The 14500-nt window shown below is 73.4% G+C and carries 12 protein-coding genes; 5 read left to right on the top strand and 7 right to left on the bottom strand.

The genetic code is table 11. The annotated features are described in order from the left end of the window. Positions 1-15 precede the first annotated feature (15 nt). Positions 16-2946 carry an ATP-binding protein gene (locus tag Pma05_RS43440; RefSeq protein WP_275414675.1) on the top strand — a complete coding sequence of 977 codons (2931 nt, stop codon included), beginning with the start codon at positions 16-18 and terminating at the stop codon, positions 2944-2946. 198 nt (positions 2947-3144) lie between these two features. On the opposite strand, the gene Pma05_RS10870 is transcribed toward Pma05_RS43440, so the two are convergent. Next, positions 3145-4620 carry an NAD(P)/FAD-dependent oxidoreductase gene (locus tag Pma05_RS10870; RefSeq protein WP_203857217.1) on the bottom strand — a complete coding sequence of 492 codons (1476 nt, stop codon included), beginning with the start codon at positions 4618-4620 and terminating at the stop codon, positions 3145-3147. A gap of 236 nt (positions 4621-4856) precedes the next feature. Continuing rightward, on the bottom strand, positions 4857-5990 hold the full coding sequence (locus Pma05_RS10865) for a lipoyl synthase (protein ID WP_372441451.1): 1134 nt from the start codon (positions 5988-5990) through the stop codon (positions 4857-4859). 433 nt (positions 5991-6423) lie between these two features. Here Pma05_RS10865 and Pma05_RS10860 point away from each other — a divergent pair, with 433 nt between their 5' ends. Beyond that, a complete protein-coding gene (locus Pma05_RS10860; protein ID WP_203857215.1) occupies positions 6424-7806 on the top strand; it encodes an aspartate--tRNA ligase in 1383 nt (460 codons plus the stop codon). Between the two features lie 117 nt (positions 7807-7923). Here the strand turns inward: Pma05_RS10860 and lipB are convergent, their stop codons facing one another. Both lipB and Pma05_RS43435 read right to left on the bottom strand, forming a co-directional pair. Then, the gene (gene lipB / locus Pma05_RS10855) at positions 7924-8580 is read right to left on the bottom strand and encodes a lipoyl(octanoyl) transferase LipB (protein ID WP_203857214.1); all 657 of its coding nucleotides are present in this window, start codon (positions 8578-8580) and stop codon (positions 7924-7926) included. A 50-nt stretch (positions 8581-8630) separates the two neighbouring features. Continuing rightward, on the bottom strand, positions 8631-8759 hold the full coding sequence (locus Pma05_RS43435) for a hypothetical protein (RefSeq protein WP_275414674.1): 129 nt from the start codon (positions 8757-8759) through the stop codon (positions 8631-8633). 9 nt (positions 8760-8768) lie between these two features. On the opposite strand from Pma05_RS43435, the gene Pma05_RS10850 reads away from it, so the two are divergent. Next, entirely contained in the window at positions 8769-9236 is a 468-nt protein-coding gene (locus tag Pma05_RS10850) for a hypothetical protein (protein ID WP_203857213.1), read from the top strand. 55 nt (positions 9237-9291) lie between these two features. Here the strand turns inward: Pma05_RS10850 and Pma05_RS10845 are convergent, their stop codons facing one another. Continuing rightward, positions 9292-11118 (bottom strand): DUF6311 domain-containing protein, encoded by a 1827-nt coding sequence (locus tag Pma05_RS10845; protein WP_203857212.1) that lies wholly within the window; start codon positions 11116-11118, stop codon positions 9292-9294. Between the two features lie 117 nt (positions 11119-11235). Here Pma05_RS10845 and Pma05_RS10840 point away from each other — a divergent pair, with 117 nt between their 5' ends. Continuing rightward, a complete protein-coding gene (locus tag Pma05_RS10840; RefSeq protein WP_203857211.1) occupies positions 11236-12213 on the top strand; it encodes an ATP-binding protein in 978 nt (325 codons plus the stop codon). Between the two features lie 113 nt (positions 12214-12326). Next, a complete protein-coding gene (locus Pma05_RS10835) occupies positions 12327-12719 on the top strand; it encodes an SCO5389 family protein (RefSeq protein WP_203857210.1) in 393 nt (130 codons plus the stop codon). 26 nt (positions 12720-12745) lie between these two features. On the opposite strand, the gene Pma05_RS10830 is transcribed toward Pma05_RS10835, so the two are convergent. Both Pma05_RS10830 and Pma05_RS10825 read right to left on the bottom strand, forming a co-directional pair. Beyond that, positions 12746-13162 (bottom strand): hypothetical protein, encoded by a 417-nt coding sequence (locus Pma05_RS10830; RefSeq protein WP_203857209.1) that lies wholly within the window; start codon positions 13160-13162, stop codon positions 12746-12748. A gap of 320 nt (positions 13163-13482) precedes the next feature. Next, a complete protein-coding gene (locus tag Pma05_RS10825) occupies positions 13483-14385 on the bottom strand; it encodes a TIGR01777 family oxidoreductase (RefSeq protein ID WP_203857208.1) in 903 nt (300 codons plus the stop codon). Positions 14386-14500: the final 115 nt, after the last annotated feature.

Below are 14500 nucleotides of genomic sequence, written 5' to 3'. Positions count from 1 at the left end.
GGCATTCTCGATCCCGTGACCACTCGTGCCGCCAGCAGCGTCCTCGTCGGCCGTCAGTCCGAACTCGCCGTCCTGCGCGACGCGCTCAAGCGGGTCCGGGCCGACGAGCCGGCCGCGCTGCTGGTGGGCGGCGAGGCCGGCGTCGGCAAGAGCCGGCTGATCGAGGAGTTCGGCCGGTACGCCGTCGCTGGCGGCAACCAGCTCCTCGTCGGCCAGTGCCTGGAACTCGGTGAGCAGGGCCTGCCGTTCGCACCGTTCGCCGCCGCGCTCCGCCAGGTACTGCGCCGCGACGGGCCGGCGGCCTTCGAGGGGTACGAGCGGGAGTTCGCCCGCCTGCTGCCGGAGCTGGACCGACTCGGGGCGGTACCGGCCGGCGCCGACACCCGGACCGCCTCGGACGGTCCGGGTCTCTCCCTGGACCCGCACCGGGGCTACCTCTTCGAGCTGGTCGCCGGGCTCTTCACCCGGCTCGCCGCGCAGTGCCCACTGGTGCTGGTGATCGAGGACCTGCACTGGGCCGACCGGTCGACCCGGGACCTGATCGCCTTCCTGACCCGCGCGGTCCGGCCGGCCCGGGTACTGCTGATCTGCACCTACCGCTCGGACGAGCTGCACCGGGGGCATCCGCTCCGCCCGTTCCTGGCCGAACTGGACCGGGCCCGGGGCGTCGAGCGGTTGGAACTGGACCGGCTGGACCGGGAGGGTACCGGGCAGGTGCTGGCCGACCTGTTCGGCTTCGAGCCCAGCGACCGGGCCATCGACACCATCCACGACCGGACCCAGGGCAACCCGTTCTTCGTCGAGGAACTCGCCGCGGCGAGCGACCCGAGCGGCTGTGCCGACCTGCCGGACACGCTGCGCGATCTGCTGCTGGCCCGGGTCGACCGGCTGCCCGAGCCGGCCCAGCGGGTGCTCCGGATCGCCGGTGCCGGCGGTACCCGGATCGCCCACGAACTGCTCGCCGAGGTTGCCGGGGTGCCGGAGACCGAGCTGGAGGAGGCGCTCCGGGCCGCCGTCGCCGCCCAACTCGTGGTCGCCGATCCGGACGGCGGCTACGAGTTCCGGCACGCGCTGGTCCGGGAGGCCGTACACGAGGATCTGCTGCCCGGCGAGCACGCGCGGCTGCACGCCCGGTACGCGGCCGCGATCGAGGCGCAGCCGCAGCTCGCCGCCGACGGTCGGGCCCCGGCCGAACTGGCCCACCACTGGTACGCGGCACACGACTATCCCCGGGCGCTCACCGCGGCCTGGGCCGCCGCGGAGGCGGCCGGTTCCCGGTACGCGTACGCCGAGCAGGCGCGGCTGCTGGAGCGGGTCCTCGAACTCTGGGAGCAGGTGCCGGACGCGGAGCAGCGGCTCGGCCGGGACCATCTGGCCCTGCTGGAGGCGATCCTCTCGGCGACCTCGACCGCCGGCGACTACAGCCGGGCGCTGGCGCTGACCCGCGCCATGCTGACCGAACTGGACGGTGCCGCCGAGCCGGTCAGGACAGCCCGGGTTCGACTGCTGCGCGGCCGGCTGCTCCGGATCCTCGGCAAGTCCGACGGCGCCGAGGATCTGCGTGCGGCGTACGCGCTGGTCGCCGAGATCAACGGCGATCCGCAGCGGGTGCGGTTGCTCGCCGACATCGCCTTCCAGGTCGCCCGGGTGGACCGGGCCGAGGGAGGGCGGATGGCCACCGAGGCGCTGGCCGCGGCGACCGCGTTGGCTGACGAGGACGCCATGCTGAGCGCGACGCTCGCCACCGGCTGGGTGTGCAGCCGCCAGGTCTCGCCCGACGCCGGGCTGGCCGACCTGCGCCGCGCCGTCGACCTGGCCCGGGCCGCGGGTGACCCGTCCGCGCTGGTGACCGCGCTGGTGGTCAGCTCCGACGCGCTCTGCGAGGTCGGCCGGTACGCCGAGTCGGCCGAGGCGGCTGCCGCCGGGTACGCCGAGGCGAGGCGGGTCGGGATCAGCCGCTCCACCGGCGCCTTCCTGCTCTCCAACCAGGCCGAGGCACTGATCGCGCTCGGTCGCTGGGACGAGGCCGACGAGCTGTGTGGCCAGGCGGCTCGGCTCGACCTGCCCGGCATCACCGGCTACCACTGGTTGCAGTTGCGGGCCGGGCTGCGGCTGGCCCGGGGCCAGGCGGGTGCCGACGACCTGGTCGCCCGGGCGCTGGGCTTCCTCCGCCGGCCGTACCTGCCGCTGGAGTTGCCCCTCTACGAGCTGCGGCTGGAGGCGGCGCTGGTCGCCGGGGACGTCGCGGTGGCGGTGGAGACCGTCCGGTCCCTGCTCGGCCGGCAGCTCGACACCGACCCCCGGTGCGCCTGGCCGGCGCTCGCCGCCGCCGCCCGGGCCGCCGGAGCGGCCGGAGACCGGGAACTCGCCGAGCGGGTACGGTCGGCGGCCGACGGGATCCCCGCCCGCTATCCGGCCGAGCTGGCGTACGCGGCCCAGGTGTCGGCGACGCTCGCCGACCCGGCCGAGGCGGTGTCGCGCTGGCAGGAGACGGTGGCGGCGTGGCGGGTGGACGGTCAGCGGTATCCGCTCGGCCGGGCACTGTTCTGGCTGGCCGAGGCGTCGGCAGCGAGCGGGGACCGGACGCTGGCGGCGAGCGCGCTCGAGGAGGCGGCGGCGATCGCGGGTGAGCTGGCGGCCGTACCGCTGGGGGAGCAGGCGGCGACGCTGGCCCGGCGGCTCGGGTTGCGGGCCGGGCCCGGCGCGGCGCCCGGCACCGACCTGCTCACCGCTCGGGAGCAGGAGGTGCTGCGGCTGGTCGCGGAGGGGCACAGCAACAGCCGGATCGCCGAGCGGCTCTACATCTCGCCGAAGACGGCGAGCGTGCACGTGTCCCGGATCATCGCCAAGCTGGACGTGGCGAACCGGATCGAGGCGGCGGCGGTCGCGCACCGGCTGGGCCTGCTCGACCGGCAGCCCCGGGACGGCGACGCCTCGACCCCCTGACCGGCGTCCTCCGAGGGACGGCGACGTCTCGACCCCTGACCGGCGTCCTCCGACCTGAACCGGCGTCCCTGCAGACTGACTGGCGGCACGGCGGCGGGACGGCAGCGGGCTGAGCGGCGGTGTCGCGAGCGGCTTCGGCTGATCGGGCGGGTCAGCTCGGGGCGGGGTCAGCTCGGGACGGGGCAGCTTGGGACGGGGTCAGCTCGGGACGGGGTCGCGGGGCAGCACCGGGGCGGCCCGGCCGGTGCCGTGCTCGCCCGGGCCCTTCTCCTCGTGGTATTCCTCTTCCACGTTGACCGTCCACACGTCATGATCGGTGCCGTCCAGGATGTTCGACACCGAGAGCAGCGCGGTCATCATCGAGTGGTCCGCGTTGTTGTAGCGGTGCATCCCGTTGCGGCCGACCGGGTGCACGTTCGGCACCTCGGCGGCGAGCCAGTCGCGGATCGTCGCGACGTTCTCCTTGTAGGCGAAGTCGTAGAACGGATAGGCCCGGGGCATCCGGACGACGTAGCCGGCCTCGACCGAGCCGGGGCGGACCAGGCCGAGCCGCTCCAACTCGGCGGTACCGAGGGCGACCAGGTCGGCGTCCGGGCTGTTCCACAACTCGTCGCCGATGCTGAGGAAGTATTCGAGCCCGAGGCAGGTCCGCCCGTCCTTGACCAGGTATGGCGACCAGGAGCCGAAGTTCTGGATCCGGCCGACCTGCACCTCCGGGGCGTGGATGTAGATCCAGTTGTCCGGGAAGCTGAACTCGGCCGGTACCACCAGCGCGACGGTCAGGAAGTCGCGGTAGAACAGCTCCTGCGCGGCGGCGCGTACGGCCGGTGGGGCGGGCGGGTCCATCGCCAGTACCAGGTGCGAGATCGGCATCGACGACACCACGTGGTCGGCGTCGACGCGGCGCGGACCGTCCGGCCCGTCCACGGTGACCGCGACCGCCCGGCCGCCGGCCCGATGCACGGCGGTGACCCCGGTGTTCAGGGTGACCCGGCCACCGCGCTTCTCGACGAGTTCGGCACAGCGTTCCCACATCATCCCCGGGCCGTGCTTCGGATAGTTGAACTCCTCGATCAGGCTGGTGATGTCCTTCTGGTTGCGTTTCGGCAGCAGCGCGTTGAGGACCGCGTTGGAGAGCGACAGGTTCTTGATCCGCTGCGCCGCCCAGTCGGCGGAGAGTTCGGTCGCCGGTACGCCCCAGAGCTTCTCGTTGTACGTCTTGAAGAAGTGCGCGAAGAGTCGCCGGCCGAACCGGGCGGTCACCCAGCCGGCGAGGTGGGACTGGTCCCTCGGCGGCACCACCTTGGCCCAGAGGTACGAGCCGACGCAGCGCAGCGCCTCGACGATGCCGAGGTTGCGCAGCGCGTTGCCGGCCTTGAGTGGATAGTCGTACAGCTTCCCCCGGTAGTAGATCCGGCTCATCCGGGGCCGGAGCAGGAAGTCCTCGGCGGGCAGGATCTCATGCCAGAGCGCCTCGACCTGGGGGACCTTGGTGAAGAAGCGGTGCCCGCCGATGTCGAACCGCCAGCCGTCGCGCTCGACGGTACGGCTGATCCCGCCCACCACGTCGTCGGCCTCGAACACGTCGACGGTGGCGTTCCGCTTGGTCAGCTCGTACGCCGCGGTCAGTCCGGCGGGGCCGGCGCCGATGATGACGGTGTGGGGTGCTGTCATACTTCTATTCATCACCTTCGACGTGTTGCCGGCAAGCACCTCCCGGCTGGCGGCCGGAATCTAACACGGTGCGACACGTCCGATCCGGCTCGCCCTCGGGGGTGGACGAGCCGGCTGAAGGTGGCAGAGAGCTGGCCGAAACCGCCACTGGAGTAAGGCCACTGGAGTTGCCGGGCGGTGGCCGTTGGAGTTATCGGGCGGTGGCAACCGGAGTCACCGCGCGGTGGCCGTCGGGGTTAGCTGGCGGTCGGTGCCGTCCGGGCCTCGACGGCCTGCTGATAGAGCCGGCCGGCCCGGTAGGACGAGCGGACCAGCGGCCCGCTCAGTACCCCGGCGAAGCCGATCTCCTCGGCCTCCTCGCGCAGCTCGACGAACTCCTCCGGCCGGACCCACCGCTCGACGGGGTGGTGCCGGGGCGTCGGGCGGAGGTATTGCGTGATGGTGACCAGCTCGCAGCCGGCCGCGTGCAGGTCGCGTAGCGCCTGGGAGATCTCGGCACGATCCTCGCCGAGCCCGAGGATCAGGTTGGACTTGGTCACCAGCCCGGCGGCCCGAGCCTGGGTGAGTACGTCGAGCGAGCGCTCGTAGCGGAACGCCGGCCGGATCCGCTTGAAGATCCGGGGTACCGTCTCGACGTTGTGCGCGAGCACCTCGGGGCGGGCGCCGAAGACCTCGGCGAGCTGCTCCGGGTTGCCGTTGAAGTCGGGGACCAGCAACTCCACCCCGCAGTGCGGCAGGCCGTCCAGGGTCCCGCTGGCCTCCTCGGCAGCGCCGGCACGCTCGCGAGTACCGCCGGCACGCTCGGCGGCGCCGGCCTGCTCGGCACCGGGCTGCTGCTCCCGGCGGGTCAGCCCGTGGATCTGCCGGACCGTCTCGGCGTAGAGCCAGGCGCCGCCGTCCGGCAGGTCGTCCCGGGCCACGCCGGTCACGGTGGCGTACCGCAGGCCCATCGCGACCACCGACTCGGCGACCCGGCGCGGCTCGTCCGCGTCGAAGTCGGCCGGCTTGCCGGTGTCGATCTGGCAGAAGTCGCACCGGCGGGTGCACTGGTCACCGCCGATCAGGAAGGTCGCCTCCCGGTCTTCCCAGCATTCGTAGATGTTGGGACAGCCGGCCTCCTGGCAGACCGTGTGCAGACCCTCCCGGGAGACCAGTCCACGGAGCTGCGTGTATTCGGGACCCATCTTCGCCTTGACCTTGATCCACGGCGGCTTGCGCTCGATCGGCGTCGCCGCGTTGCGGGCCTCGACCCGCAGCAGCCGGCGCCCCTCCGGCGCGACGGGATGGCCGGTACGGATCTCCGGTGCGGTCACGACGCTCACCCCTCCGGCTTCGGCGGCGGTGGATGGCGCGGCTTGCTCGATGGTCACGAATCCGAGCCTACGCGTCACGGGTCGGCCGATCGACCGGAGGCGACCGGCCTCACGTGCCGGACCAGGTGATACCACTCACGCCGGATGGGATATTCGGTGTCAGAACGCCGACCGGCCCGGCTACCCTCCGGGCAGAGCGTGGACGGAGCCGAGTACCAGCCCGACAACCGGAGTCCAGAGAGTCACCGTCGCTGGAAGGTGATCTCCGGCCGGGCTGGGAAGACCCTCCCGAGCTGCGGGAAGAACGGCGTCTCGGCGCCCATTAGAACCCGCCGACCCGGCCCGCGTCACGGGCCACGAACGAGGCCGCCGGCCGTGGCGTCGGCGGTGAAGGTGTGGTGGCACCGCGAGTACCCGCTCGCCCACACTCCCCGGGGCCACCGGCGCGTTCGGGTCGAGCGCGCCGCGACCACACCGAGGAGCAGTCCAGGTGCCACGTGTCCTCTCCGCCTCCCTCTCCGCGCACGTCGGCGCGACCGTGACCACCGCCGGCTGGGTGCACCGCCGCCGGCAACTCAAGTCGGTGACGTTCCTGATCCTGCGGGACGCCGCCGGGCTGGCCCAGGTGGTGGTGACCGCTGCCGACCTGCGGGCCCGGCTGGCCGACCTGCCCGAGGAGTCGGTGCTGGAGGTGACCGGCCGGGTGGTCGGCAACCCCGCCGCGCCCGCCGGGGTCGAGCTGGTCGATCCGACGGTACGACCGCTCGGCGACCCGGCCGTGCCGCCACCGTTCGACGTGTACCGCCCGGAGCTGACCGCGGCGCTACCCACCCAGCTCGACCATGCGGCGGTGGCGTTGCGGCACCCCGGTCGGGCCGCCGCGCTGCGGATCTCGGCCGCCCTGGTGGCCGGCTTCCGGGCCGCCCTCGACCGGCTCGGCTTCGTCGAGGTGCACACCCCGAAGATCGTCGCCGCCGCCACCGAGAGCGGCGCGAACGTCTTCGCCCTCGACTACTTCGGCCGGCCCGGCTATCTGGCCCAGTCGCCGCAGTTCTACAAGCAGATGCTGGTCGGGGTGCTGGAGCGGGTCTACGAGGTGGGGCCGGTGTTCCGGGCCGAGCCGCACGACACCACCCGGCACCTGGCCCAGTACACCTCGCTGGACGTCGAGTTCGGCTTCGTCACCGACCACCGGGACGTGATGCGGCTGCTCCGCGACGTGCTGGCCGGAATGCTCGGCGAGGTCGAGGGTCGGCTCGGCGAGGTCGAGGGCCGGCTCGGCGAGGTCGAGGGTCGGCACGGCGAGGTCGAGGGTCGGCTCGGGCGGCTCGCCGGCCGGGTGACCGGGGCCGGGGCGGGCCGGCTCGACCTGCCGGCGCCGGAGATTCCGGCGGTGCACTTCACCGAGGCGTTGGCGATCGCCGGAGCACCGCCGGACGAGCCCGACCTCGCCCCGGCACACGAGCGGGCGCTCGGCGACTGGGCCCGGGCCGAGCACGGCTCGGACTTCCTCTTCGTCACCGGCTATCCGCTGGCCAAGCGCCCCTTCTACACCCACCCGGCGACCGAGGACACCCCGTCGGGCGGTCCGGCGCGGGCGTACTCGAACGGGTTCGACCTGCTGTTCCGGGGCGTGGAGCTGGTCACCGGCGGCCAGCGGCTGCACCGGTACGCCGACTACCTCGCCGCGCTCGCGCAGCGGGGCGAGCCGGTCGAGCCGTACGCCGGCTATCTGGACGCGTTCCGGCACGGCATGCCACCGCACGGCGGTTTCGCCATCGGCCTGGAGCGGATGGTGGCCAGGCTGCTCGGAGCGACGAACGTCCGCGAGGTCACCGCGTTCCCGCGCGACCTGCACCGCCTCACCCCGTGAACACCACCCGCCCGGCCACCTACGCTGCCGGAGGTAAGCCAGACCTTGACGACGTCTTGTAGTCCCGACCGCAGTAGTCCCGACCGCACCAAGTCGTCAAGATCTCGGCGAGTGGCGTCAGGGGAGGAGGGTTGGGAGGTGGCGTTCGACGATCGGAAGGACCTCGGCGACGGTGACCGGGCGGGCCAGTTCGGCGGTGAGTGAGGTGACGCCGACGTCGCGCAGCCCGCAGGCGACGATCCGGTCGTACGCGGCGAGGTCGCAGTCACAGTTGATCGAGAAGCCGTGTTGGGTCACGCCCCGGGCCACCCGGATGCCGATCGCGGCCACCTTGCGTTCCGGCCCGCGCTCGTCGGCTGGTACCCAGACGCCGCTGCGTCCCTCGACCAGCATGACCGTGCCCAGTCCCAGTTCGGCGCAGACGTCGAGCAGCAACTGCTCGGTACGCCGGACGAAGGCGACGACGTCCACCGGCAGTCCGGTGTCCGCCCCGGGGAGCGTGAGGATCGGATAGCCGACGAGCTGGCCGGGGCCGTGCCAGGTGATCTTGCCGCCCCGGTCCACGTCGATCACCGGCGTACCGTCCATCGGCCGGTCCCAGGGCTCGGTGCGCTTGCCGGCCGTGTAGACGCTCGGGTGTTCCAGCAGCAGCACGCTGTCCGGAAGCTCTCCGGCGACCACCGCCTCGTGCACCCGACGCTGTTCGTCCCAGGCCGCCAGATAGTCCACCGTCCCGAGCCGGACGCTGGTCAACGCGGCAACAGTGCTGGTCACCGCTCCAGCCTAGTGCGCTACCGGCCAGTCGCTCCGGTTCGTGGCCGGAGTCACCAGGCGAAGGCACGCTGCACCGGGGCGACGGCCTCGGCCCCCGCCGGGCCGCCCGGGTCGCGGGTCAGACCGTCAGGGCGGCCGTCGGAGTCGCGGGTCAGCCGGGTGGGGGCGCGAGCGGGCATGATGCCCGGATGGATGCGCTGCCGATCGGGATCGTCCTGGTGCACGCCGGGGTCGCGGCCCTCTGGCTGGGCTCGATGGCGTACAGCCTCTTCGTGGTGCAACCGAAGCTGACCCGGATGTTCGACGACCCCGAGCGGGTGGAGGACGCGCAGCGGGTGCTGGCGCACGGCAACCGGTGGCCGGTGGTGGGGCTGGTCGGGGTGCTCTGGGCGACCGGGCTCGCCCTGGTGTTGCTGGCTCCCGAGCGGACGGCCGGGTGGTGGGCGGTGGTCGCTGGCAAGGCGGTGCTGCTGGCCGCCGCGACCGGCCTGTTCTGCTGGGTCTCCTGGCGGGGCTGGCCGCGCCGGGTCTTCGCCCTACCGGCCGAGTTGCCGGGGCTGACCCGCAGGTTCCGCCGCGTCGCCGTGCTGATGCTCGCCCTGGTCGCCACCGCCTACGCGCTCGGCATCCTCACCACGCACGCTGACTCCACATGATCCGGTGGCGTCCGGCCGGTCGGGGCGAGCCGGACGCCACGGGATCACGAAGGCGTCACGGGGTGAGGCGCCAGAGCCAGACGTCGGACACCCGCTCCGGTGGTCCGAGGAGGGCGGTGGTGACCTCGCGGAGCGCGTCGATGTGCAGCGGGAACTTCGCCCCGTGCGCCCGGTCGGCCAGTACCACCGCCTCGACCCGCCAGTAGCGCAGGTCGGCCCGGGCGGCGGCCCGGTCGGCGTCGGTGATCACCGGCCGCTCGCCGGTTTCGGCCACCCGCATCAGCAGCGCGTCGGTGGCCCGGGGCACCGGCCCGATCCGGCCCCGTCCGTCCGGGCCGCCGGGGCCGAGGAAGAAGCCGGACGGGATCCGGAACTCGCCCTGCCGGTGGCTCAGCGCGTACGCCTGCCAGCGTTGCCCGTCCGGGGCCAGGTCGAGGGTGAGCGGCAGCGGGGTCAGCACCCCGCCGGGGGAGACGTACTGCCGCCAGGTGCCGGCGGTGACGAACTCCGGGATCGGTTCCCGAGCCGTGCTGAGCAGTGGTACCGGCACCAGCGGCAGGAGTGCCACGGCGAACCCGGCCGTCCAGCCGGCCCTGGCCCGTCGGGAGAGCGGACTGGCCCGGAGCAGGTCGACGGTGTGCGCCAGCAGCAGCCCGACCAGCGGCGCCACCACCAGGGCCAACCGGGACGGCAGGGCGGCGTTGAACACCGGCAGGTGGCCGAGCAGGGCGTACGGGAGCGGGATGTCGGTGTGCATCCCGAAGATCTTCACCCGGGGGCCCCAGGAGAGTACGGCGAAGACCAGCGCGGTCACCCCGATCGCCCGTAGGGTGGCCCGGCGCTCCGGGGCGGCCCGCCGCCACAGCACGACGAAGCAGAGTACGGCCAGCACCAGCAGCGGCAGCCCGAGGAAGGAGTTCTCCTCGGTCGGGTTCGGTGCCAGCGAGCTGCCCAGCCCGGCCTCCCCGGCCAGGGTCCGCTGCGGGTACGCCCCGTACGCGGCGATGTCCTCGGCGTGGATCACCGGGTCGAAGCCGGTGCCGTGGAACCGTTGCGGGCCCAGGAAGTGCAGCCACAGCGGGTACGCCAGCAGTACGAACGCCACCAGCGCGGTGACCCCGAGCCCGCGCAGGAAGTCCGGCAGCGCGGCCCGCGTCTCGGCTCGGCGGCCCCGGTCCAGTGCCCAGGTGCCGAGGAAGACGCCGCAGGCCAGCGCGGTGAAGAAGAGCCCCTCGGCGGCGATCGAGAAGGCGACCGCGACCAGCACCCCGAGCAGCAGCCCGTTGCGCAGCCAGCGGCCGGGCTGGCGCAGCCGGAGTACCCCCCAGAGCAGCATCGGGACCACCCAGCCGGCGCTCCAGTTCAGGTGGGCGTTGGCGTGCGCGACGAGGCCCGGCGCGAAGCCGATGAAGAGCCCGCCGAGGACCGCGGCCGGGGTGCTCCGGACGAGTTTCCGGGAGAGCAGCCAGTACCAGCCGAAGACCGTGCCGGCGATGTTGCCGGTGAGCACCACCAGGAAGGTGGCCGGGGCGCCGATCAGGTAGGTGAGCGGGGCGAAGACGACGGCGTACACCGTGACCGAGGTGTTGACCGCGAGGTTGACCCCGTCCGGCACGTTCACCAGGTCGGTGAAGAACGGGTTCTGCCCGTGGGTGAGCGCGTGCGCGCCGTACGCGAGCAGCCACTCGAAGAGGGCCTGGTCGCTGGAGTTGACGGTGATCGCCCGCCCGTCCGGGTCGAGCCAGAGTCCGCTGGTGACCCAGCCTGCTCCGACGATCGCGACCAGCGCGACGAGCAGGTCGGTCCGGCGGCTCCGTCGGGCGGCCGGGGGCGCGGGCGGCGGCGAGGTCGGCCCGGCGAGCGCGGGCGGGGAGAGCGGCACGGGCCGGAGGTTACCAACCCCGCTCCGACACGCCGAGGAAGCGGGCAGCTTGACGAATCTGATGGAAATGATTTCCAATTGGATTAACGTCGCAGACTGCACCGGAGGACCCGTACAGTGAAAATCTCGTTCGTCGGCAAGGGCGGCAGTGGCAAGACCACGCTGGCAGCCCTCTTCGCCCGGCATCTCGCCGCCGCCGGCCCGGCCGACGGCGGCCCGCCGCCGCTGCTCGCCATCGACGCCGACATCAACCAGCACCTCGGGACCGCGCTCGGCGCCACCGAGGAGGAGGCGGCCCGGCTGCCGACGCTCGGCGACCACCTGCCGCAGATCAAGGAGTACCTGCGCGGCGAGAACCCCCGGATCTCCTCGGCCGCGGCGATGGTCAAGACCACCCCGCCGGGCCGTGGCTCCCGGCTGTTGCCGGTCGACGGCGACAACCCGCTCTACCCGGCGGTGGTCCGCGAGGTGGCCGGCGTCCGGCTCGCGGTGACCGGGCCGTTCGGCGCCGACGACCTCGGGGTGTCCTGCTACCACGCCAAGGTCGGTGCGGTGGAACTGCTGCTAAACCACCTGGTCGACGGCCCGGGGGAGTACGTGGTGGTGGACATGACCGCCGGGGCCGACTCGTTCGCCTCCGGACTGTTCACCCGGTTCGACGCCACCTTCCTCGTCTGCGAGCCGACCCTGCGCAGCATGGGCGTCTACCGGCAGTACGTCGGCTACGCCCGGGAGTACGGCGTCCGGGTGCACGTGGTCGGCAACAAGGTCGACGACCACGGTGACGTGGAGTTCCTGCGCCAGCACGTCGGGGCCGACCTGCTCACCTGGCTGACCCGCTCCGACTACGTGAAGAGCGCCGAACGGGGCGTACCGGGGCCGGCGCACGCCCTGGAGCCGGGCAACCGGGCCGCGCTCGACCTGCTCCGGGTCACCGTCGACGAGCAGGTGCAGGACTGGGCGACCTTCCAGCGGCACGCGGTGGAGTTCCACCTGCGCAACGCGGTCGCCTGGGCGAACGACCGGGTCGGCGAGGACCTGGCCGGGCAGGTGGACCCCGACTTCGTACCCGGTCCACAGGCGCCGGTCCGCTGACTGCGCTGCTGGCTGGTCCGCTGGTCGGTCCCGCCGTCGGGGCCGGTCGAGATGTGTCGCCGGTCCGGGTCGCTCGGCCCGGACCGGATCGAATCCACGACAGGAGGAGAGAGATGTCCCTGGACGTACCCGCCGCACTGCTGGAGCGGGCCGAGGCCGGCCGAGTCGACGACGAGGAGTTCGTCGACTGTGTCCGGCGGTCCCTGCCGTACGCCTGGGCGGTGGTCGCCGAGGTCTCGGCCCGGGTCCACGCGACCACGGCCGACTACGCCGACCACGCCGTACCGCCGCCGAGTGAGGCGGAGCGGGGCCAACTGCTCCGCGCACTGGCCAGCGACGCCATCCGGGGCGGGCTGGAACGCCACTTCGGGGTACGCCTCGCGTTCCAGAACTGCCACCGGGTGGCGGCGTTCCGGCTGGGGGCGGTGGGCGGGACGACGTACCGGTCGTTCGTCTCGCCGCTCGCCCAGGTCCGCAACCAGTCCCCGGAGCTGCGCGACTGCTGACCGGGTTCGGCGCGGGGTCCGGCCGGCTACCCGGTGGGCCCCGCGTCGCCCGGGCGGCGGGATCGGCGGGCGGCCACCACGATCAGCGTGCCGGTGAGCACCAGCAGTGCGCCGAGCGCCGGCAGCCAGCCCGAGGCCGGGTCACCGCCGCCGCCGGTGACCGGAAGGTGGCCCGAGGGCGTCGGCCGAGGGGTGGGCGGCTGCGGCGTGGGCGGGGTCGGTGGCGCGGTCGTCGGCGCGGGTACCACCCGGAAGGTGACGGTGCCGGGTTCCGGCGGCTCGGCGGCGGCCAGCGCGACAGCGGTCCGGCCGGCTGGCCGGCTGGCCGCCGCGACCGCCGTACCGGCGACGGCCAGGCCGACGGAGAACGCGAGTGCGGCGGCGACCGCCCGGCGCGGTCGGGTCGGGACGGCCGGTCGGCCGGTCCGGTCCTGCACGGTCATCGAGCCTCCAGCCTGGCGGCGCCGCTCGCGGCGCGGATCGCCTTCCCGACCGGACCCGCCGGGCGGCCGTCCGGTGCCGGAGATTTTGTCCGGTACGGAAGGTGAAATTACTTTTACACACCTTCTCGCTTCTGGTGGCTGTTTAGGCCGTCAGCATGCGCTGATTCGCATTCCCCAGCCGGGCCGGTGCCGCGTCCACCGTGCGCTGATCCGCAGTCTCCGGCCGGGCCGGTGCCGCGTCCAGCGTGCGCTGATTCGCAGTATCGGGCCTGGCTGCTGCGGCATCCCGGCGTGCGCTGATTCGCAGTCTCCGGCCCCGCTCAGCGCCCGGCCAGCGCCGCACCCAGCGCGCTGGGCAGGTCGGGATGCCGGTACGCGAAGCCGGCCCGGTTCAGCACCCCGGGCAGTACCCGGAGGCTGCGCAACGGCTCGACCGACAGCTCGCCGAGCAGGATCCGCAGCGCGATCGCGGGCACCGGCATCACGGTCGGCCGGCGCAGTGCCCGGCCCAGCTCCCTGGTGAACTCGGCGTTGGTCACCGGCGTCGGGCCGACGACGTTGACCGGCCCGGCGATCTCCTCGCGCTCCAGCAGGAAGGTCATCGCGGCCAGCCAGTCGGCCATCGAGATCCACGGAATCCACTGCCGCCCGCTGCCGAACTTGCCCGCGATCCCGAGCCGGTACGGCAGCAGCTGCGGTTTGAGCAGCCCACCGGAGTGTTCCAGCGGCAGGCCGATGCGCAGTCGTACCACCCGTACCCCGGCCTGCTCGGCTGGTGCGGTCGCCGCCTCCCAGACCCGGCACAGGTCGGCCATGAAACCGTCGCCGGCCGGCTCCTCCTCCTCGACCGGACGGTCGCCGGTGTCGCCGTACCAGCCGATCGCCGAGCCGTTCAGCAGCGCCCGGGGACGCCGCTCGGCCGGCAGCGCGGCGATCGCCCGGGCCAGCGTCGCGGTGCTGTCGACCCGGCTGGCCCGGAGTATCTCCTTGAAGCCGCGGGTCCAGCGCTGGTCGCCGACGTTGGCGCCGGCCAGGTTGACCACCGCGTCGGCACCGGAGAGCGCCGCCGGGTCGAGTTGGCCGGCGGCCGGATCCCAGCGCACCTCCTCCGGCCCCTGCGCCGGGCGCCGGACCAGCCGGACGACGTCGTGCTCCGCCGCCCGGAGCCGATCGGTCAGACGGGTGCCGAGCCAGCCGGACGCGCCGGCGATCAGGATACGCATCTCCGTATCTTCGCCCACGCGGTCCGCAACGGCGTCGTCGCGCAGCCGGCGTCCGACGGAAACGGGTGCGGGGCGCCCGGCCGACGGCCGGACGCCCCGCACGACGCGTTGGTGC

The sequence above is a fragment of the Plantactinospora mayteni genome, assembly GCF_016862935.1.
GTDB classification, from domain to species: domain Bacteria; phylum Actinomycetota; class Actinomycetes; order Mycobacteriales; family Micromonosporaceae; genus Plantactinospora; species Plantactinospora mayteni.
This window is presented reverse-complemented; position numbering and strand designations above follow the sequence as displayed.

What these genes read in the sequence shown, in the direction of transcription:
- Pma05_RS10850 (WP_203857213.1), top strand. Translation starts at nt 8,769, where the DNA reads ATGGATGCGCTGCCGATCGGGATCGTCCTGGTGCACGCCGGGGTCGCG.
- Pma05_RS10830 (WP_203857209.1), bottom strand. Translation starts at nt 13,162, where the DNA reads ATGACCGTGCAGGACCGGACCGGCCGACCGGCCGTCCCGACCCGACCG.
- Pma05_RS43435 (WP_275414674.1), bottom strand. Translation starts at nt 8,759, where the DNA reads ATGCCCGCTCGCGCCCCCACCCGGCTGACCCGCGACTCCGACGGCCGC.
- Pma05_RS10870 (WP_203857217.1), bottom strand. Translation starts at nt 4,620, where the DNA reads ATGACAGCACCCCACACCGTCATCATCGGCGCCGGCCCCGCCGGACTG.
- Pma05_RS10825 (WP_203857208.1), bottom strand. Translation starts at nt 14,385, where the DNA reads ATGCGTATCCTGATCGCCGGCGCGTCCGGCTGGCTCGGCACCCGTCTG.
- Pma05_RS10835 (WP_203857210.1), top strand. Translation starts at nt 12,327, where the DNA reads ATGTCCCTGGACGTACCCGCCGCACTGCTGGAGCGGGCCGAGGCCGGC.